The sequence below is a fragment of the Polaromonas sp. P1_F8 genome (assembly GCF_056405635.1).
On sequence record NZ_JBFUBS010000001.1, the window covers coordinates 492,867 to 512,204 of the forward strand.

At 63.2% G+C, this 19,338-nt stretch carries 23 protein-coding genes; 9 read left to right on the forward strand and 14 right to left on the reverse strand.

Translation table 11 applies throughout. From position 1 onward, the window contains the following. Positions 1-82 precede the first annotated feature (82 nt). The 5 genes from AC1D1J_RS02365 (at position 83) to AC1D1J_RS02385 (ending at position 4,463) form a co-directional block, all read left to right on the forward strand. Complete coding sequence (locus AC1D1J_RS02365; RefSeq protein WP_477665942.1) at positions 83-709, forward strand: LysE family translocator; 627 nt, start codon at positions 83-85, stop codon at positions 707-709. Between the two features lie 222 nt (positions 710-931). Continuing rightward, complete coding sequence (locus AC1D1J_RS02370; RefSeq protein ID WP_477693785.1) at positions 932-1,795, forward strand: branched-chain amino acid ABC transporter permease; 864 nt, start codon at positions 932-934, stop codon at positions 1,793-1,795. A 148-nt stretch (positions 1,796-1,943) separates the two neighbouring features. Further along, on the forward strand, positions 1,944-2,966 hold the full coding sequence (locus AC1D1J_RS02375; RefSeq protein WP_477693786.1) for a branched-chain amino acid ABC transporter permease: 1,023 nt from the start codon (positions 1,944-1,946) through the stop codon (positions 2,964-2,966). After that, positions 2,959-3,708: an ABC transporter ATP-binding protein gene (locus AC1D1J_RS02380; protein ID WP_477693787.1), complete on the forward strand. Its 750-nt coding sequence runs from the start codon at positions 2,959-2,961 to the stop codon at positions 3,706-3,708. Before AC1D1J_RS02375 ends, AC1D1J_RS02380 begins: the two co-directional genes overlap by 8 nt. Further along, the gene (locus AC1D1J_RS02385; RefSeq protein WP_477693788.1) at positions 3,708-4,463 is read left to right on the forward strand and encodes an ABC transporter ATP-binding protein; all 756 of its coding nucleotides are present in this window, start codon (positions 3,708-3,710) and stop codon (positions 4,461-4,463) included. Before AC1D1J_RS02380 ends, AC1D1J_RS02385 begins: the two co-directional genes overlap by 1 nt. A gap of 116 nt (positions 4,464-4,579) precedes the next feature. Here AC1D1J_RS02385 and AC1D1J_RS02390 read toward each other — a convergent pair whose 3' ends face one another. Further along, the gene (locus AC1D1J_RS02390) at positions 4,580-5,425 is read right to left on the reverse strand and encodes an IclR family transcriptional regulator domain-containing protein (RefSeq protein WP_477685744.1); all 846 of its coding nucleotides are present in this window, start codon (positions 5,423-5,425) and stop codon (positions 4,580-4,582) included. 126 nt (positions 5,426-5,551) lie between these two features. Between AC1D1J_RS02390 and pobA the strand changes: the two genes are divergently transcribed. After that, the gene (pobA, locus tag AC1D1J_RS02395) at positions 5,552-6,721 is read left to right on the forward strand and encodes a 4-hydroxybenzoate 3-monooxygenase (RefSeq protein WP_457280731.1); all 1,170 of its coding nucleotides are present in this window, start codon (positions 5,552-5,554) and stop codon (positions 6,719-6,721) included. A 27-nt stretch (positions 6,722-6,748) separates the two neighbouring features. On the opposite strand, the gene AC1D1J_RS02400 is transcribed toward pobA, so the two are convergent. The 4 genes from AC1D1J_RS02400 to AC1D1J_RS02415 are packed head-to-tail and all read right to left on the reverse strand — an operon-like array spanning position 6,749 to position 8,152. Further along, on the reverse strand, positions 6,749-7,075 hold the full coding sequence (locus AC1D1J_RS02400; RefSeq protein ID WP_477693789.1) for a TfoX/Sxy family protein: 327 nt from the start codon (positions 7,073-7,075) through the stop codon (positions 6,749-6,751). Positions 7,076-7,124: 49 nt separating this feature from the next. Next, positions 7,125-7,325: a hypothetical protein gene (locus AC1D1J_RS02405; RefSeq protein WP_477665938.1), complete on the reverse strand. Its 201-nt coding sequence runs from the start codon at positions 7,323-7,325 to the stop codon at positions 7,125-7,127. A gap of 22 nt (positions 7,326-7,347) precedes the next feature. Then, positions 7,348-7,563, reverse strand: coding sequence for a helix-turn-helix domain-containing protein (locus tag AC1D1J_RS02410; RefSeq protein ID WP_092127875.1), 216 nt, complete (start codon positions 7,561-7,563; stop codon positions 7,348-7,350). A 19-nt stretch (positions 7,564-7,582) separates the two neighbouring features. Continuing rightward, on the reverse strand, positions 7,583-8,152 hold the full coding sequence (locus tag AC1D1J_RS02415) for a DUF2975 domain-containing protein (RefSeq protein ID WP_477665937.1): 570 nt from the start codon (positions 8,150-8,152) through the stop codon (positions 7,583-7,585). Positions 8,153-8,369: 217 nt separating this feature from the next. Between AC1D1J_RS02415 and AC1D1J_RS02420 the strand changes: the two genes are divergently transcribed. Continuing rightward, positions 8,370-9,323, forward strand: coding sequence for a CoA transferase (locus tag AC1D1J_RS02420; protein WP_477693790.1), 954 nt, complete (start codon positions 8,370-8,372; stop codon positions 9,321-9,323). Positions 9,324-9,399: 76 nt separating this feature from the next. On the opposite strand, the gene AC1D1J_RS02425 is transcribed toward AC1D1J_RS02420, so the two are convergent. From AC1D1J_RS02425 to AC1D1J_RS02435, 3 genes are all read right to left on the reverse strand, one after another. Then, positions 9,400-10,242, reverse strand: coding sequence for a hypothetical protein (locus AC1D1J_RS02425; RefSeq protein WP_477693791.1), 843 nt, complete (start codon positions 10,240-10,242; stop codon positions 9,400-9,402). Between the two features lie 152 nt (positions 10,243-10,394). Beyond that, entirely contained in the window at positions 10,395-10,940 is a 546-nt protein-coding gene (locus AC1D1J_RS02430) for an RNA polymerase sigma factor (protein ID WP_477685866.1), read from the reverse strand. Continuing rightward, the gene (locus AC1D1J_RS02435; protein WP_477693792.1) at positions 10,940-11,155 is read right to left on the reverse strand and encodes a YgaP family membrane protein; all 216 of its coding nucleotides are present in this window, start codon (positions 11,153-11,155) and stop codon (positions 10,940-10,942) included. Before AC1D1J_RS02435 ends, AC1D1J_RS02430 begins: the two co-directional genes overlap by 1 nt. Here AC1D1J_RS02435 and AC1D1J_RS02440 point away from each other — a divergent pair. Next, positions 11,154-11,333: a hypothetical protein gene (locus AC1D1J_RS02440; protein ID WP_477693793.1), complete on the forward strand. Its 180-nt coding sequence runs from the start codon at positions 11,154-11,156 to the stop codon at positions 11,331-11,333. The genes AC1D1J_RS02435 and AC1D1J_RS02440 overlap by 2 nt on opposite strands. A gap of 97 nt (positions 11,334-11,430) precedes the next feature. On the opposite strand, the gene AC1D1J_RS02445 is transcribed toward AC1D1J_RS02440, so the two are convergent. After that, positions 11,431-13,830, reverse strand: coding sequence for a YgiQ family radical SAM protein (locus tag AC1D1J_RS02445; RefSeq protein ID WP_477693794.1), 2,400 nt, complete (start codon positions 13,828-13,830; stop codon positions 11,431-11,433). A gap of 167 nt (positions 13,831-13,997) precedes the next feature. Between AC1D1J_RS02445 and AC1D1J_RS02450 the strand changes: the two genes are divergently transcribed. After that, positions 13,998-14,414, forward strand: a complete 417-nt coding sequence (locus AC1D1J_RS02450) for a DUF2784 domain-containing protein (protein WP_477693795.1) — start codon at positions 13,998-14,000, stop codon at positions 14,412-14,414. On the opposite strand, the gene AC1D1J_RS02455 is transcribed toward AC1D1J_RS02450, so the two are convergent. From AC1D1J_RS02455 to AC1D1J_RS02475, 5 genes are all read right to left on the reverse strand, one after another. Beyond that, complete coding sequence (locus tag AC1D1J_RS02455; protein ID WP_477693796.1) at positions 14,411-14,755, reverse strand: antibiotic biosynthesis monooxygenase family protein; 345 nt, start codon at positions 14,753-14,755, stop codon at positions 14,411-14,413. The genes AC1D1J_RS02450 and AC1D1J_RS02455 overlap by 4 nt on opposite strands. 9 nt (positions 14,756-14,764) lie before the next feature. Further along, on the reverse strand, positions 14,765-15,940 hold the full coding sequence (locus tag AC1D1J_RS02460; protein WP_477693797.1) for a cytochrome P450: 1,176 nt from the start codon (positions 15,938-15,940) through the stop codon (positions 14,765-14,767). Between the two features lie 267 nt (positions 15,941-16,207). After that, complete coding sequence (fahA, locus tag AC1D1J_RS02465) at positions 16,208-17,485, reverse strand: fumarylacetoacetase (protein ID WP_477693798.1); 1,278 nt, start codon at positions 17,483-17,485, stop codon at positions 16,208-16,210. A 5-nt stretch (positions 17,486-17,490) separates the two neighbouring features. Further along, entirely contained in the window at positions 17,491-18,795 is a 1,305-nt protein-coding gene (hmgA, locus tag AC1D1J_RS02470; RefSeq protein ID WP_477693799.1) for a homogentisate 1,2-dioxygenase, read from the reverse strand. A 70-nt stretch (positions 18,796-18,865) separates the two neighbouring features. Beyond that, positions 18,866-19,324, reverse strand: coding sequence for a MarR family winged helix-turn-helix transcriptional regulator (locus tag AC1D1J_RS02475; protein ID WP_477693800.1), 459 nt, complete (start codon positions 19,322-19,324; stop codon positions 18,866-18,868). Positions 19,325-19,338 lie beyond the last annotated feature (14 nt).

The following is a 19,338-nucleotide window of genomic DNA, read 5'->3' on the forward strand; positions in this document are numbered from 1 at the left end:
TATGAAGTCACATGGGCCGCCCCGCCTCATTCTTAGGTAAAACTGGTATGAGGTGTGCTTTCTGTCTTGTAGCATCCTCACCATGACGCTCACTACCTACCTCCTCTACGTCGCAGCAGTCGCCCTGCTGATCCTCACACCCGGCCCGACCATGCTGATGTGCATGACGAATGCGCTCAACCATGGTCCGCGCAAGGCCATGACTTCGGTGGCTGGAAGCGTCAGCGCGGTGCTGTCTGTGATGCTGCTGTCGGCCATGGGACTAGGCGCGTTGCTGGCGGCGTCTGAAACCGCCTTTACCGTAGCCAAGGTGATTGGCGCTGCATATCTGATCTGGTTGGGGATCAAGACCTTCCGCAGTGAAGCGGCTGTCTTTGATCCTGCCGCAGGTGAAGCACCAGCCCAGCGCCGTTCGTTTTTCCTGCGCGGCTTCCTGGTCGGCGCCAGCAACCCCAAAGCGGTCCTGTTCTTTGCCGCGTTCTTCCCGCAATTTTTGAATCCGGCCGCGCCCTTTGTGCCGCAGTTCGCCATCCTCGCCCTCACCTTCATGGCGTTTGAGTTCACCGTGCTGACCGGCTGCGCCTTGGGCGTGGCGCGCATCGCACCGCTGCTGAGATCCAGCCGGGCCGTGCGCTGGTTTAACCGCGTCTCCGGCGGTTTATTCACCCTGATGGGCAGCCTCTTGTTATTCACACGCCGGCATACATGAGCCCCCACGTTCGCTCACTTCGTGTAGCTCTCGAGGCCTTGCAGGCCGCGGCTCGCGAGACGCTTCGCCTCTGTCGTCCGTCCAAGCCTGCGCAGGCAGGCTTGGAGCCGCGGGCTCCAGCCCCTCGGGGGCGCTGCGCCTGCGGCCCGGCGAAGCCGGTTCCGCGGCCCCTGCTGGCTGGCATTGCCGTCAATTCACAGTCTCCGAATTTTTAGAACGCACATGGATCTAGCCAACTTCCTCATTCAGTTGCTTAACAGCGTCCAGTACGGCCTGCTGCTGTTCATGCTGGCCGCTGGCCTGACGCTGATCTTCGGCATCATGGGTGTGGTCAATCTGGCCCACGGCAGTTTCTACATGCTGGGCGCCTACCTGGCCTGGTCGCTCAGCACGTTGACGGGAAGCCTCACGCTGGCCATCCTGCTGGGCGCAGTGCTGTCGGTCATCTTCGGCCTGGCGCTGGAATGGCTGCTGTTCAGGCACTTCTACCAGCGCGACCACCTCGACCAGGTGTTGCTGACCTTCGGCCTGATCTATATCTTTGAAGAAGTGCGCTCCATCCTCTGGGGCGACGATGTCCATGGCGTCACGATTCCCGACCTGCTGGGCGCCTCGATCCCGCTCACCGACAACCTCTCCTACCCGGTCTACCGCCTCTTCATGTCAGGCGTGTGCATCGCGCTGGCACTGGGCCTTTATTTCATGATCTCCAAAACCCGCCTGGGCATGAAGATACGCGCCGGCGCCTTTAACCGCGACATGGCCGAATCGCTGGGCATCAACATCAAGCTGATTCACGCCGTGGTGTTCGCGCTGGGCGTGGGCCTGGCCGCAGTGGCCGGCATGATCGCCGCACCCGTGGCCAGCGTGTATCCAAATATGGGCTCGCAGGTGCTCATCATGTGTTTTGTGGTGGTGGTCATTGGCGGTATCGGCTCGGTGCGCGGTGCGCTGATCTCGGCCCTGCTGGTCGGCCTGGTCGACACCATTGGCAAGGTGCTGCTGCCTTCGATGGCGGGCATGCTGGTTTATATGTTGATGGCTGCTGTCCTTTTGTGGAAACCAGAAGGACTCTTTAAACAATGAATTCCATGGCCCCCACGCTTGTCACTTCGTGTACTGCGCTGCCCCCCGAGGGGGCGCTGCGCCTGCGGCCCGGCAAAGCCGGTTCCGCGGCCCCGGCCTGGAGGGGAAAAGCCTCCACACATCCAGTTCAGTTATCGGCTAAAGCGCTATGAGTTCAGCCAAAGCAAATCTCGAAATCCTGCCGCGCGGTGTGCAGGTGGCGCTTGGGCTGGGTCTGATCGCGCTGATCGCCTTCCCCTTCGTCGGCACCGACTTCTACACCCAGATGGTCACGCGCATGATGATCATGGCGATTTTTGCCATGAGCCTGGATCTGCTGCAGGGTGTGACCGGTCTGGTGTCGCTGGGCCACGCAGCCTACTTCGGCCTGGCCGGCTATGCGCTGGCCTTTTTGACTCCTGCGGGCGAGCCTGTCAGCCTGTGGTGGACTTTGCCTGTGGCCGTGGCGGCCTCGGGCCTTGCCGCGCTCATCATCGGTTTCTTTGTGGTGCGCACGCACGGCATCTACTTCATCATGGTCACCATGGCGTTTGCGCAGATGGTGTTCTACCTCTTCTTCGACAACAAGGTGCTGGGCGGCTCCGACGGGCTGTACATCAACTTCAAGCCCAGCGCAGCCATCTTCGGCTGGGTGCCCTTCGACCTCGACAAGAAAGTCACGCTCTACTACTTCACTCTCGCGGCCATGCTGCTGGTTTACGCCTTCTTGCGCCGCCTGCTCTGGAGCCCCTTCGGCCGCACGCTGGCCGGCATTCGCGTCAACGAGCACCGCATGCGCGCCATGGGCTTTGGCACCTTCGGCTACAAACTCTCGGCCTTCACGCTGGCCGGCGCGCTGGCGGGCCTGGCCGGTTACCTGTGGGGTGCGCAAACGGGCTACATCAACCCCGAGCTCATGGGCTTTCACATGAGCGCACATGCGATCATGATGGTCATTTTGGGCGGCATGGGCAATTTTGCCGGCGCCATCGTCGGCGCGTTCGCCTTTGAATATTTGCTGCACGTCTTCAAGGACTTGCCGCAAATCGGCAGTGTCAACCTGGGCAAGCACTGGCAGCTGTGGATGGGCCTTTTCATCGTGCTGCTGGTCACGTTTGCGCCGCGCGGCATCCTGGGCCTGGTCGAAAAATTCACCCAGCGCAAAGACAAGGCGGAGGTTGGCCATGACTGAGCTACTCCTCAGTGCAAAAAATCTCACCAAACGCTTTGGTGGTCTTGCGGCTGTCAATGATGTCTCTATTGATCTCTGGCGCAACCACATTCACGCCGTCATCGGCCCCAACGGCGCCGGCAAATCCACGCTGACCAACCTGCTCTCCGGCGACTTGCCGCCGACCTCGGGTACGGTCACGCTGGGCGACCATGACATCACCGGGTGGACACCCGAAAAAATCTCGGGCAAGGGACTGGGGCGCAGCTACCAGAAGACCAATATCTTCCTGCCCTTCAGCGTCTGGGAAAACGTCCGGCTGGCGTCACAGTCGCGTGCGCCGCATGCCGCGCACTGGCTCAAGCGTGCCACGAACTTCGCGGCAGTCAACACCCGCGCCGAAGAAGCGCTGGAACTGGCCGGCCTGCAACACCGCAAGCACAGCATCGCCGGCACCATCAGCCACGGTGAGCAGCGTCAACTCGAGATCGCGATGACGCTGGCCACCGAGCCGCAGGTGCTGCTGCTGGACGAACCCCTGGCCGGCATGGGCGTGGCCGAGGCCGAGCGCATGGTCGCCCTGCTGCTGGCGATCAAGAAAAACCACGGTATTTTGCTCGTCGAGCACGACATGGACGCGGTGTTCACGCTGGCCGACAAGCTCACGGTGATGGTTAACGGCCAGGTGATTGCCAGCGGCACGCCCGCGCAAATCCGCGCTGACGCAGGCGTGCAGGCAGCGTATTTAGGCGAGGAGCATTGATGAACGCCCCCGAAAAACAAATCGACATCCTGATCGGCGCTCAGGACATCAACACCTACTACGGTGCCAGCCATGTATTGCGCGGCATTGACTTTCACGTTGCGCGCGGTGAGACCATAGGCCTCATGGGCCGCAACGGCATGGGCAAGAGCACGCTGCTCAAAAGCATCATGGGCCTCGTCAAACCACGCTCGGGCTCGGTCGCCATCAACGGCAGGCCCATGACGGGCGCCCCACCCTACGAAATTGCCCGTCTCGGCATCGCCTATGTCCCCGAAGGCCGCGGCATCTTCGGCAACCTCAGCGTGACCGAGAACCTCAAGATGGCAGCGCGCGCCGGCAGGCCAGGAAGCGCCGCAGACGGCGTGGGCCGCAGAAACGACTGGACCTACGAGCGCGTTCTGGAGACCTTTCCGCGCCTGAAAGAACGCCTGAACCACGGCGGGCAGCAGCTTTCGGGCGGCGAGCAGCAAATGCTGACGATCGGCCGCGCGCTGATGACCAACCCTGACGTGCTGATCCTCGACGAAGCTACTGAAGGCCTGGCGCCGCTGATTGCCCGGGACATCTGGCGCATCTGCGGCCTGATCCGCGAAACCGGCATCAGCAGCGTGATCGTCGACAAGAACTGGAAACACGTCACCCAGATCACCGACCGCAATGTCATCCTGGTCAAAGGCCAGGTCGTGTTTGAAGGCAGCTCGGCCGAGCTGCATGCCAGGCCGGAATTGCTGGCCCAGTACCTGGGCGTTTAGGCTGCCGGCGCGCCTGCGCCATGCCGGCAATCGCTATCGTTTTAATAGCTGGTTGCGCCCGTCCCTATTGCCTTCAAGCCTGATTTCTTATTGAAACCAGATGCGGGGTGGACACTCTACAACAGTGACCGCAACTCGCGCGCCGCGTCCAGCAACAGCGGCAGCAGCTCTTTTTGCAGCAGGTCTGCACGCAGCCGCTGCGGCGACGACACCACATTGAGCGCGGCCACCGTGTGCCCCTGCATGTCGCGCAGCGGCACGGCCAGCGCATGCACGCCCAGCTCATGCTCTTCGCTGGCCACGCAGTAATCGTCCAGCCGCACCTGGTCAATAAGGGCGCGAAGTTTGCGCGGGTCGGTCGTCGTGTGCAGGGTCAGCCGGGCCAGGTTGCCTGTGTCGGTCCTGGCTTTCAGCCAGGCATTGAACCCGGTTTTTGTTTTGGCCGCCAGCAGCACGCGCCCGGTGGAAGTCGCATGCGCCGGCAGGCGCGCACCGAGGTGCAATCCGTAGGCCAGCACGCGCGCCGGCGCCGCCCTGCCGCTGTCTGCCGGTGACTTCCACTCAAAACCGCTACGGCCAATGATGACAATCTCGTCGCCGTCCAGCACTGCAACGGAAAACGACTCCTGCGTTTGTGCGGCCAGCCGGTTCAGCGCGGGCTGAACAGCGCGCGGCAGACGTGCGGTGGCCAGGTAGCTGCCTGAAAAGCGCAGCACCTTGGCAGCCAGCCAGAAATAACTGCCGTCGGTTTCGAGGTAACCCAGGTGTGTGAGCGTGAGCAGGTGGCGGCGCGCGGCCGCCCGCGTGATGCCCGCGCGTTCCGCCGCCAGCGTGGCGTTCAGGCGCTGGCGCTGCGTGTCAAAACTCTCGAGCACGGCCATGCCTTTGGCCATGCCTTCAATCATGTCGGGCTTGGCGATCGGGAAAGCGCCGGGTTTCGAAACGGTTTTTGAAGTGACCATTGCGCGATCATCGCACAAGTGAGCCGGACATCGTGCAAAGCCGCGGCCACGCGCTGGGCACGGCGCACGCAGCCGCATAACCTTCTCGCATGGGGCACATTGCCCGACAAATTAAACGGAGACACCATGCGCGTACAGGTAGCCATCGTGGGCGGCGGCCCCGCCGGGCATTTGCTGGGCCAGCTGCTTTATAAGGCCGGCATCCATGCCATCGTGATTGAGCAGCGCAGCAAGGAATACGTGCTGGGACGCATACGCGCAGGCGTGCTGGAGCAAGGCACGACCGACCTGCTGGACGAGGTCGGCGTAGGCGGCCGCATGCACAAGGAAGGCCTGGTGCACGGCGGCTTTGCCCTGGGCTTTGGCGGCGCCCATCACCGCATTGACATGCAGCAACTGACCGGCGGCAAGCAGGTGATGGTCTACGGCCAGACGGAAGTCACACGCGACCTGATGGACGCGCGCGCTGCAGCAGGCCTGGCAACCGCCTATGAAGCCGAAAACGTGAGCCTTCATGACTTTGACGGGCCACACCCCAAAGTGCGTTATGTGCAGCACGGCGTGGCGCACGAAGTGGAATGCGACTTCATCGCCGGCTGTGACGGCTTTCACGGCGTGAGCCGCGCCAGCGTGCCGGCCAATGCGCTGCAGACCTTTGAGCGCGTCTATCCTTTCGGCTGGCTGGGCGTGCTGTCGGAGACACCGCCGGTTTCCCACGAACTCGTCTACAGCAACCATGCGCGTGGTTTTGCCTTGTGCAGCATGCGCAGCCACACCCGCAGCCGCTATTACGTGCAATGCCCGCTGGACGACAAGGTGGAGAACTGGAGCGACGACGCCTTCTGGGACGAGCTGCGCCGCCGCCTGGCGCCCGAGCTGGCGGAAAGCCTGGTCACAGGCCCCTCGATTGAAAAAAGCATTGCGCCGCTGCGCAGTTTTGTTGCCGAGCCCATGCGCTTCGGCCGCCTCTTCCTGGCGGGCGACGCGGCCCACATCGTGCCGCCCACGGGCGCCAAGGGTTTGAATCTGGCGGCCAGCGACGTCCGGTACCTGGCTCGCGCATTGGCAGAGTTTTATGCGGGCAGCGAAGCCGGCATCAACAGCTATTCAGACACCTGCCTTCGCCGCGTCTGGAAGGCTGTGCGCTTCTCCTGGTGGTTCACCTCGCTCATGCACAAGTTTCCCGATGCAGGTGGCTTCGGGCAAAAGCTCCAGGAGGCCGAGCTGGATTACTTGATCCATTCGCAGGCAGCGTCAACGGCACTGGCCGAAAACTACGTGGGCTTGCCGCTTTAAGCCTGAACTTTTTCGGAGTGGCGTAAATCAGGCACCCGCTGCACTGATCGCCTGCCGGGCCCACACCAGCAACTGCGCCGGGTCATCGAGCAGCTCCGCGGGCGCGGCATAGTACTTGCGCACCTGCACCACACCGTTCTTTGTTGAGTAGCTGAAGGGCCTGGAGCCCTTCTTCTCATACGCCGGCCGCGAGGCGTCATCCACCCGGAAGTACAGGGTATTGCCCATGACCATGGCGAACTGCTTTCCACCGTGCTTCATCGCATGGCCGCCAAAGAACTTTCCATCGCGGATATCTCCCAATGGCACCAGCAGCTCCTGCACATAACGGACAAATTCGGCGCTGGCGCTCATGTTGCCCGCCCAGCTGCGGAGATTTTTTTCTTGAATTTCATGAAGATCATTATGGCGACGGACGCCTGCCGCCCGTCAGGCATTGCGGATCATTGAAGGTGGCCGGATTGGCGCGGTCACAGGGAATACTGCAATTGCCCGCGCCCCGGCAAGCCGATTTGACGGACTCCTTGGCGGTTTGTTCCCAGTTGATATCGGCGCAGGCGCTGAGCAGGGCGACCAGGGCCGCGGCGATGGCAAGACGTTTCATGAGAAAGCTCCGAAGCAGTGGATCAGGTGGTGTCGTCCGGCCGGGAAACCAGCAGGTCCCCCGGCTGGCAGTCGAGAAACTCGCAAATGCGCATCAGCGTGTCAAAGCGCACGCCCTTGACCTTGCCCTGTTTGAGCAAGGACAGGTTGGCTTCGGTGATGCCGACATACGCGGCCAGGTCTTTGGACCTGGCCTTGCGTTCAGACAGCATCACATCGAGTTTGACGACGATGGGCATGCGGTGAGCGGCGAAAGAGTCAGACGAACTGCGCGTTCTCTTCGGCCAGTGCCACTGCCCGCGCCATCACGGCGGCGATTTGCCAGACCATGCCGGCAAACAGCAGCGTCAGCAGTTCATTGCTGCCCATGCCCAGGGACAGCGCACGTTGGCCGGCCGGTGCACCCGATGTCAGCACCAGGGTGATCAGCGTTGAAGACACCACGCTGGCCACCACCGACGCAAAAATGCCGGCGGCAAAACCGCGAAGATATTTGACAGTGCGCACACTGAAATATTCGGCCTGCGAAAAGCCGGAGAAGCAGCGCATGGCACACACCAGCCCGTACGACGCGCAGCACACCGGCAGCACGCCCAGCAAGGCGGCAAAGCTTTTTTGGGCCAGCGTGACATCAAGCGCCGCGGCTTGCGAGGCCGACAACACAACCCCGGCGCGCAACAGCAGGCTTTCAACGGGCGTACTGAGCAGGTGGTAAGCCACCGCCAGCGGCAATGCCACCGCCAGCAAGGCACAAGCCCAGGCCAGCACGCTGCTAATACCCTGGACATCCGGCCCGGCGGGGGCCATGGGAGTTGCCGTATTTTTCAAGGGAGCACCTCTTTGCCTTGTTTAAAGGCCTCCAGTGTCTCAAAATAATTACTGTAAAACAATAATTAATAGTCATAAAACAGAAATTTTCTTCTTCGCCAGCCAGCCGGCTAGGACACCTGTGAAGCCGCCGCTCAAGGGTTTGAGGTAAATTGACCCCACAACCGCCCGGTGCCCGACGCTTTGCGGCCCCTGCCCGTTCACAGTGACCTCCTCCATGCCGCCCTCACCCTCCAAACCCGCCCCCGCCCGCAAAACAGCCTCCACCGCCACGGCAGTCCAGCCGATGCAGTCACTCAAGGGTGTGCGGGTGCTGAGCCTGGCGCTCAACCTGCCGGGCCCGGCGGCCCTGATGCGCTGCCGCGAAATGGGCGCCCGCTGCGTGAAGCTGGAACCACCGCCGCACGAAGGCGCGCCGGCCGGCGCATCGGGTGACCCGATGAAGCTCTACAACCCCACCGCCTATGCAACCCTGCATGCGGGTGTGCGCATCGCCACAGCCGACCTGAAAACCGGACGCGGCCAGACGCTGCTGCACCGCGAACTGGCCAAAACCGATGTGCTGCTCACCTCTTTCAGGCCAGCCGCGCTGGCCAAGCTGGGGCTGACCTGGAAAGCACTGCACCAACAGCACCCGCACCTGAGCCAGGTCGCCATCGTCGGCAGCCCGGGGGAACGGGCTGACGAGCCGGGCCATGACCTCACCTACCTCGCGCAGAACGACCTGATCACCGGTGTGGACCTGCCCGCCACGCTGTACGCCGACATGGGCGGCTCGTTAATGGCCAGCGCAGCCGTGCTGCAGGCCGTGATGCACCAGCGGGCGAAGGGCAAAGGTGTCTTTCTTGAAGTGGCCCTTTCCGGCGCGGCGGCTTACCTGGCCCTGCCCCGCGCCTGGGGACTGACCCAGCCCGGCGCGGCAGTGGGCGGCGGGCATGCGGGCTACCGTGTGTACCGCTGCAAGGACGGACGCGTGGCGCTCGCCGCGCTGGAGCCGCACTTTGCCGCGAGCCTGTGCGCAGCAGCCGGCGTGGCGGCCTCCAGCATGAAGGCCATGTTTGCGCCCGCCACACATGCGGCGATTGAAGCCTGGCTTCTGGGCAAGACGCGCAAGGAGCTGGACAAGCTGGCGCAGGACAAGGACATCCCGCTGCAGTCGCTATCAAATTAGGAGCTGCTCGCGCTCGTCCTTATTGGGCGAAGGGCCGATTTGATGCATAAACCGGATGCGCCGGCGCCTTCACGCATCAATACAGGGTGGAGGCTGCCGGCCGCCTTTGCCAGCGCTGCCCCAGCAACACCTGCCTGACAAAACCGTACAGGGCCCACAAAAGCAGCAAGGGGATCACCAGCGTCTGCAGCACAAAAATCACGATGAGCCGGACGATGTGCTCGGTGGCCTGCTCTGCGGCCCGCTTGAGGTTCTCGAAGTGTTTTGTCACGTCGCCGTTCTTTGCCAGCCAGTCTTTCAGGCTGTCCACCAGGCCGCGGTTGTCAGGTGCTGCAGCAGCCGGGGAATTGAGTTGGCTGGCCGTACCGGTGGCGCTGTCGATCAATTGCTGGCTGGCGGCGTAGTCAGTTGCCAGGAATTTTTGCCACAGCAGGTCGGTACCCAAGGTGACCACCGGAACCGCAAAGCGCAGCATCAGCAAAATCACCAGCAACCTTGAGAGCCACAAAGGCACCTGCGGCCTGCGCAGGTAACACCACCACCAGCCCAGCACTGTGGCACTCAGCGCCAGCGATACCGGCCAGTAGCTGCCGATGCTGATCAAGGCTTTTTGAACGCCAAAGGCAACACTGGCCGCCAGCATCAAATGCGAAAACTGCTCCACCAGGTCGTTGACGGGATCCAGGATTTGCCCGGGTGCAAACGTGACACCCACGCCGAAAGGCTGCACCGACGCTTCGGTCCCCTGCGCCACCGAAATCACGCCGTTGAGCAGCCTGGCCGTGGCAAAACTCAGCAGCGCCCTTTTCAGGCCGGCATCCACCTGCCGCATGGCGGGCGCATCCAGCGGCGCCAGCCAGGCACAGGCCAGCACGGCGGCCATGGTGAAAGCGGCAAGTGCTTTGCGGGCAATGTCCATGGTGTCTCCAGAAGGTGTGAATGAAGCCAGGGCCAGTAGAAGGTCTGAGGCCTGGCGGCTTGCCTCTACTTATCTTGCCAGAGAACCCCATCACATGCGGGCGTAACTACCCTCTTCTGCTGGCTACAAGAAGTCCATGACGTAAAACCGCGTCATGCGCCGGTCTTCTCGCGCGTAGCTCCATCAGGCCGCAGGTATTCACGCACCATGGCACGCGCCCGGTGGATGCGGCTTTTGGTGGCTTCGCGGGTGAGCTGCAGGCGCTGCGCGATCTCGGTGATGGTGAGCTGCTCCATGTCGCGCAACAGCACCACCTCGCGGTACATCAGCGGGAGGGATTCCAGCGCACGGACCAGGTCGATGCGCAGTTCGTCCTGCGGCATCTGCGCGAAGTACTGACCCTCGTCGTGGTCGGAAAGCGCCTGGGTGCCGCGCATCAGCGCAAGCGCCGGCAGCATGCACAGCCGCGCGACGATTCTGAACATCCAGCCGGCCACCGCACCAGCGTCGCGCACGGTGCCGACGCGGCGGTAGATGATGATGAGCGCCTCCTGCACCACGTCTTCGATAGCAGAGCCGCGGTGGCACTGATAGCGGGCGTAGCGGCGGGCATCGGGCTGAAGCTGCCGAAGCAGCGAAGCCAGCGCGGCCGGGTCACCGGCCTGCGCTGCGGCAAAAAGGGCCGTTTCAATGACCATCACCAAGGGCCCGGCTTTTCCAGCCTGCGACCCACCACGGCGCAAGCCGGGCAAAAACCAAACAGCCCGGTCAGCACTGCGACCACGCCGGCGCAGGCCGCGAGCAAACCAAGCGGCGTCACACCCAGCACCAGCAGGCCGCAGACGGCCATCAAGGCACCGGACACGCCACGCGCCCAACGCTCTTTGGGCCCCACATTTTTTCGATAGAACATGAAATCTCCTTTGGCTGCCGTCAAAAACGCGGCATCGCTGCAAGGAGGGGTCATGCGGGCAAAAGGATTCACGTTGGGGAAATATTGTTGGAATATTGTTGGAATAAAGCACCCGCCAGGCTTGGCCGGGCGCGCCAAAGCTGCTGGTGCGCGCACGCAGTCGCTATCAATTCAATAGCTGCTTGCGCCCATTCTTATTGGGCGCAAAGCCAATTTCACTCGTAAAAAAGGCCCCATCGGAGCCTTTTTTCTCGAAATATCTGCTTTGGCAGCGCCTAGCGGCCTTTACGGCCCCCGGGCTTGCCACCGGCGCCCTGTGCCAGCGGCGGCAAACCCGTGTGGCGCGTCAGCAGGCGCCCCTTGACCACCGGCGAAGCTTTCACCGTGGTGGCCGTGCCGGTCGAGTTCTTGCGCCGCGCGCTGGTATAGCTGCCGTCGGTCATCGGCTGGAAGGTCGGGATCAAATGGTGCTTGCCGTTGCCGATCAAATCAGCGCGGCCCATAGCTTTGAGCGCCTCGCGCAGCACCGGCCAGTTGTTGGGGTCGTGGTAGCGCAAAAAGGCCTTGTGCAGGCGCCGGCGGCGCTCACCGCGCACGATGTCCACCGTCTCGCTGTCGCGCGTGATCTTGCGCAGCGGGTTCTTGTTGGTGTGGTACATCGTCGTGGCCGTGGCCATCGGGCTCGGGTAAAACGTCTGCACCTGGTCGGCCCTGAAGCCGTTTTTCTTGAGCCAGATCGCCAGGTTCATCATGTCTTCGTCGCTGGTGCCCGGGTGGGCGGCGATGAAGTACGGAATCAAAAACTGCTTCTTGCCGGCTTCGAGGCTGTACTTGTCGAACATCTGCTTGAACTTGTCATAGCTGCCGATGCCCGGCTTCATCATCTTGGTGAGCGGGCCCTGCTCGGTATGCTCGGGCGCGATCTTGAGGTAGCCGCCCACGTGATGGCTGACAAGCTCCTTCACGTACTCAGGGCTTTGCACGGCCAGGTCGTAGCGCAGGCCCGAGCTGATGAGAATCTTCTTCACGCCCTTCAAGGCCCGCGCGCGGCGGTACATCTTGATGAGTGGGTTGTGGTCGGTGTTGAGGTTGGAGCAAATGCCCGGATACACGCAGCTCGGCTTGCGGCAGGCGGCTTCAATTTCGGGCGACTTGCAGCCGATGCGGTACATGTTGGCGGTGGGGCCACCCAGATCGGAGATCGCGCCGGTAAAGCCCTTGACGGTGTCGCGGATCGCCTCGATCTCGCGGATGACCGAGTCTTCGGAGCGGCTCTGGATGATGCGGCCTTCGTGCTCGGTAATGGAGCAGAAGGTGCAGCCGCCGAAGCAGCCGCGCATGATGTTGACACTGAAGCGGATCATCTCCCAGGCCGGGATCTTGGTGGCGCCGTCGTGGCTGCCGTTTTCGTCGGCATAGCGCGGGTGCGGTGAGCGTGCGTAAGGCAGGTCGAACACGTAGTCCATCTCGGCCGTGGTCAGCGGGATGGGTGGCGGCGTGATCCAGACATCGCGCGCCGTGGCGCCCTCGCCGTGGGCCTGCACCAGGGCGCGGGCGTTGCCGGGATTGGTTTCGAGGTGCAGCACGCGGTTGGCGTGGGCATACAGCACCGCATCGCTCTTGACCTGCTCGTACGACGGCAAACGAATAACGGAGCGGTCGCGCGGCGGGACCTTGATCTTGCCCTGCGCGGTGTGCACTGTGGACGGCAGGTTCGGGTTGGCCACGAAAGTCAGCGGCTTGATGGCCGGGTTGGCTGCGGCGGCGGGCTTGACGACCTTGGCGAGCACCGGCGAGCCCTTTGCTTCAGCCTCAACCGCCACTTCAGCGGCTTCGTCTTCCCGCGCACAGGTGGCACCCTGCTCTCGCGCCTGGTCGGAGATCATCAAATATGGGTTGACGTGCGCCTCGACCCGGCCTGGCGCATCCACGCTGGTGGAGTCAATCTCGAACCAGCCATTGGCGGTTTCGTCGCCGCTGCGGCGGATGAAGGCCGTGCCGCGCACGTCAGTAATGTTGGCCACCGGCTCCTTGGCCGCCAGGCGGTGGGCGATTTCGACAATCGCGCGTTCGGCATTGCCGTAGAGCAGCAGGTCGCACTTCGCATCGACCACCACGCTGCGGCGTACTTTGTCAGACCAGTAGTCGTAATGCGCGATGCGGCGGAGAGACCCTTCAATGCCGCCCAGGATGATGGGCACGTCTTTGTAGGCTTCGCGGCAGCGCTGCGAATACACCAGCGCCGCGCGGTCGGGGCGCTTGCCGCCCACATCGCCGGGCGTGTAGGCGTCGTCGCTGCGGATCTTGTGGTCAGCCGTGTAGCGGTTGATCATCGAGTCCATGTTGCCGGCGGTGACGCCGAAGAACAGGTTGGGCTTGCCCAGCACGCGGAAGGGTTCGGCGCTTTGCCAGTCGGGCTGGGCGATGATGCCGACGCGAAAGCCTTGCGCCTCCAGCATGCGGCCAATGACGGCCATACCGAAGCTCGGGTGGTCTACATAGGCGTCGCCCGTGACGATGATGATGTCGCAGCTGTCCCAGCCGAGCGCGTCCATTTCGGCCCGCGTGGTGGGCAGAAATTTGGCCGTGCCAAAGCGGGCCGCCCAGTACTTGCGGTAACTGGTGAGCGGCTTGGCGGCGCGCGTAAAAAAGGAGACGTCGACAGGGGCGTTCATGGGCTTTTGGGGTAACCCTCCATTGTAAGGTTTACCCTGAGTTTTGCCTCTTTATTCGGCATTTAAGCCCTACAAACACCTCTCAATGCACGATTGGCGCGTTTAAAGTGGCCGCGTGGCCACGAACAGCCGCGAATAAACACGCTTTACTGACTCCTCACACACCCATGAGCCCTTTCACCGCTGCCCTGCTAGCAGATTCGATCCTTGTGTTGCACGTCGCTATCGTCGCCTTTGCCGTGCTCGGCCAGCTGCTGTTCATGGCAGGCGGCTGGCGCGGCTGGGCCTGGGTTCGCGCGCCGTGGGTCAGGCTCACGCATCTGGCGCTGATCGGCTTTGTGGTGGCGCAAAGCTGGCTGGGCGAAATTTGCCCGCTCACCATTTGGGAGCAGGCCCTGAGGTTGCAGGCCGGGCAAGCCAGTTATGGCGGCTCCTTCATCGAGCACTGGCTGTCGCGGCTGATCTTCTTCAACGCGCCGGCGTGGGTGTTCATGGTGGCCTATACCGGATTCGGCCTGCTGGTGTTGCTGAGCTGGTGGTGGTGGCCGCCCCGCTGGAAGCGCGCCAGGCCCCGCAGCGCCTAGCCGTGCTGCTCGCGGCTGTCCGCCGGCGCCTCGTCGCGCTCATTCAGCCCGTAGTCACGCAGCACGTGGGCCACGCGCAGGCGGTAATCCGCAAACACGCCGCCGCGCCCGCGGCTTTGCGCCTTGCGGTGGGACTCGAGACGGCGCCATTCCAGCACCGCGGCTTCGTCCCTGAAGAATGAAAGCGATAGCAGCTTGCCCGGGTTGCTCAGGCTTTGAAACCGCTCAATGGAAATAAAGCCGTCAATTTGCTCGAGCTGCGGCTTGAGCGCAGCAGCAATATCAAGATAGGTCTGCATGCTGCCCTCGGCGGGCTGCACTTCAAAAATGATGGCGATCATGTGGGGCTTTCAGTCGTGGTATCCATCAGAAAAAACCGGGATGCGGGCGTTCATGGAAGGCCGGTAGTGCCAGCCTCCCGGTTTCGGCAACTGCAGCTTGCCTGAATCCAGCAAGGCCTGGACGGCCGCGGCGGCGACGGTGCAGGCCAGCGACTGCCCGGGGCACTTGTGCGCTCCCCGGCCAAAGCCGGGCACCTCACGGCTCGCGCGGTCCAGCAAAAACCGGTCGGGCTCCGGGTTGCACAAGGCGTCACGGCCGGCGGCCGCCAGAACCACCAGGATGGCATCGCCCGCCTTCAGGGAGACCCCCGCCACCTCTGTTGCCTCCGCCACAAAGCGGCGCGTGTTGTGGACAGACGGGTCGTGGCGGCTGACCTCGTTCACCATCTGAAGCAGCTTGCTCCTGTCCTGACCCACTGTTTCGGCCAGGCCCGGTTGCGTGGCCAGGGCCACCAGGCTGTTCCCGACAAGGCCGGCGGTCGCCTCGCAGGTCTGCGACAGCAGGCCGACCAGGTTGGCGAGCAACGCTGCGGCGTCATGCCAGCCCGTCTTCTGCGCTTCCAGCCGGACACGGGCGACGGCGCTGCCCGGGCTTGCGTCCGCCTGCATCAGTGCCGAGAACCTTGCCAGCAAGGCCGCTGCAGCATCACCCGCCGCAGCCAGTTGCTCCGGCGTGCTGAGCGGCGAAAGGCACGCCACAAAGTCGCGCGTCCAGCCCGCAACGCGCGGCAGTTCGGCCTGCGCAAAACCCAGGGCGTCAGCGACTGCCATCACCGGCACATCAAAAGCCCACTGCGACAACGCCGCTCCGCGCAGGGGTTCGCCACCCATGGCCTTCGCCGCAATCAACCCGGTGTGCTCGCCAACACGGTCCAGATCCAGCGCGGCCAGGAAACGCTGCAAGGCCAGTTTGGGTGCGTCGTGCCGGAGGCCGTCGTTCATGCGAACCAGGTGGCCGAACACCTCACCCGCCGCCGACCCGACGATGGCCTGCGGCACGGGCTCAGCCGCCGGCCTCACACGGCATGCCGGGTTGCCCAGCACGGCATTGACCGCTGCCGCACTGGTCGCGACCCAGAGCTTGCGTGGTGCGTCAAACACCAGCGGTGGGCCGGCCACCAGCGCGGCGTAATAAGGATAGGGGTTAGGGTGGCTGGGCGCCGCAAGGACGTGTTCGGGATGCATGGGCGTCATTTTTGCCCAGATGGCTGGCGTGATGCTTCGTTGCCGGTCGAAGTATCAGCAGCAGCCCATTGGAAAGTCTTGCCAAGGGGCGAGGCAGAAGCCGGGCTGAAACGGGAGCTAAAAGTGATTCAAGGCCGCCTTTGTGCATTGAAACCCGCCTCACGGGCCAAAAACCGTGTTTTTACCTATGAAAAGAGCCTGTAGCCCTTATACATCGGGCGCAAGATGCTATTAAATTAATAGCAAAACACTCTCCTCCAGGCTTCACTACGGCCGCCTGGCCGGCAGCACCTGCCCCCGGCATTCGCCAAAACCAATGCGCCGAAAGCCTTCACGCGCGCAGCTTGCACGCAGGATGACGGCGTCCCCGTCCTGCAGGAAGGTGCGCCTTTCGCCATTGGTTAAGGTCAACGCATTCTTGCCGCCCGAGCTCAGCTCCAGCAACGAGCCGGCCTGTTCCGGCGCCGGGCCTGACAGCGTGCCCGAGCCCAGCAAATCGCCGGGCTGCAGGTTGCAGCCGTTGACGGTGTGGTGCGTGAGCAGCTGCGCCACCGTCCAGTAGGCGTCACGAAAGTTCGACTGCGACAGGCGCTCGGGGCCCCGGCCGGCTTCCCGCATGGCCTGCGTCTCTATCCACACTTCCAGCGCCACATCCATACCGCCCAGGCGGCGGTTGCCTTCCGAGTCCAGGTACGGCAAGGGCTGCGGGTCGCCTTCGGGCCGTACGAACGGTGCGCGAAACGGCGCCAGTGCCTCCATCGTGACGACCCACGGCGAGAGGGTGCTGGCGAAGTTTTTGGACAGGAACGGGCCGAGCGGCTGGTATTCCCAGGCCTGCACGTCACGCGCCGACCAGTCGTTCAGCAGCACCATGCCAAAGGCATGTGCTTCAGCCTGAGCCATGGCGATGGGCTCGCCCAGCGCGTTCCCCTGCCCCACCAGCACGCCGAGTTCCAGTTCGTAGTCGAGTCGCTGGGTGGGCCGCAACGCGGGCGCCGCGTCGTCCGGGCCTTTGGTCTGGCCCAGCGGGCGGGGAAAGGCCTGGCCGCTCACGCCGATGGACGACGCGCGGCCGTGGTAGCCGATGGGAACCCACTTGTAATTGGGCAGCAGCGGCGCATCGGGCCGAAACAGCTTGCCGACGGTGGTGGCGTGGTGGATGCCGGTGTAAAAGTCGGTGTAGTCGCCGATGCGGCAAGGCAGGTGCAGGGTCACCGAATCCTGGGGGGACAAAAAGTTCTTCCACTCAGCCTGCTTTGAGCTGCCCTCTGCGAGGCCTCGCGAGATCGCCGCTCTCAGCGCGCTCGTTGTCGCCAGGCTTTGTGCCATCAACCCGTTCATATCACCGGTATCGAGCAGCCCGGCCGCCCGAACATCCAGCACCTGGTCGCCAATAGCCACGCCGATCTTGCGCGCGCCCTGCGGCCCCTGGCTGTAGGTGCCAAACGGCAGATTCTGGATGGGAAAGTCTGTTCCCGCGTCATTCGCAGATGCGACCCAGCTGCGCAGCCCAAGGTCGTGGGTGGCGTTGAGTGACTGGTTCATGCGCGTCAGCCCTTGAACTGGTCTTTGAGCCCGGCCCAGCAACTGCTGTAGCCGGCATCCAGCGCCCCACCCTCCAGCGCATAGGCCGTGGGAATGAAGCGGTAGCGGCTTTCAAACATGAAAGCCAGCGTGTTGTCCAGCTTGTGCGGCGCCAGTGCGGCCGTGCTGGCTTTCTCGAAGGCTTCGGTGTCCGGGCCGTGCGGCACCATGCAGTTGTGCAGCGACGCGCCGCCGGGCTTGAAGCCTTCGGGCTTGGCGTCGTACTGGCCATAGACCAGGCCCATGAATTCGCTCATGAGGTTGCGGTGGTACCAGGGCGGGCGGAAGGTGTTCTCGGCCACCAGCCAGCGTGGCGGAAAGATCACGAAGTCGCAGTTGGCCGTGCCCACTGTGTCCGAGGGCGAGGTCAGCACGGTGAAGATGGACGGATCCGGATGGTCATAACTGATGGAGCCGATAGTCATGAAATTCGCTGTGTCGTACTTGTAAGGCACCAGGTTGCCGTGCCACGCGACCACGTTGAAAGGGCTTGCCGGCTGCCTGGCAGACCAAAGGCGGCCGCCGAATTTCTTGACGATTTCAAAGCCGCCATCAGGCGCAGGCGCGCTGTCGAACGCCGCCGTGGGCGCCAGAAAGTCACGCGCGTTGGCCAGGCCATTGGAGCCGATCGGGCCGAGCTCCGGCAGGCGAAAGTGGGCGCCGTAGTTTTCACAGACGTAGCCGCGCGATGCGCCGTCAAGCAAGGTCACGCTGAAGGCCATGCCGCGCGGCACCACCACGATTTCACCGGGCTTGACATCCAGGACGCCCAGCTCGGTCGTGACCACCAGCCGGCCCTGCTGCGGCACCAGCAGCATCTCGCCGTCGGCATTGACCAGCGCGCGTTGCGACATGGAACGATTGGCGACATACACCTGCGCGGCCATGCCCGTCTGCGCTTCGGCGTCGCCGTTGGCGGCCACAGTGCGAATGCCGTCCACAAAATCCAGCGGCTCGGGGGGAATGGCGAATGGATTCCAGCGCAAGGGATTGGGCGGCACGGCACAGCCACCCGCCGCGCCGGTCGTCCACTGCGGCTGTTCATACGGCTTGTAGCCACCTGCCATCACAGAAGGCTGGCGGCGGTACATCCAGGTGCGGCGGTTCTCGGCGCGCGGCGCGGTGAAAGCGGTGCCGGAAATCAGCTCGGTATACAGATCGTGCGGCGCGCGTTGCGGGCTGTTACGCCCTTGCGGCAGCGCGCCGGCAATTGCCTCACTGGCAAATTCATTGCCGAAGCCGGACTGGTAATGCAAGGTGTTGGTGCTCATGGATGTTTCTCCCGGGAATCTGCAATGTTCAGCAATGTTCAGCAATGTTCAGTTCAACGAATCGACGCCATCATTCTTCGGCATCGCCGGGCTCACCACCGCCGGCCTTCGCCTTCTCGATCAGCCTGTCGAAAAAATCACTGAGTTGCATGCGCTCGGCCGCGCTCAGCACGCCAAAAATATCATGGTTGCGCTGGCCCACCACTTCCATGGTGCGCTGCCATGCTTTCTTGCCTTTGGGGGTCAGTGTCAGCACCACGCCACGTCCGTCCGTCGGACTTGCGGCCTTGACGACCAGGCCCTGAGCGACCAGCGACTGGGCCGCGCGGCTGGCCTGGCCTTTATTGAGGTTGGCTTTTTGCGCGAGGTCGTTCACCGACAGCGGCGCGAAGGTGCCCACGGCCGTGAGGCAACGGGCATCACTCATCGACAGGCGCGCGTCCGCCACATAAGCACGCTGGCTTTCAATGTCCGTCAGTTTGTGCAGAAGGTGCAGGCGGTAGGTCAGGGTTCTGTCGAGCTTGATCATGTAGCGGCCGAGCA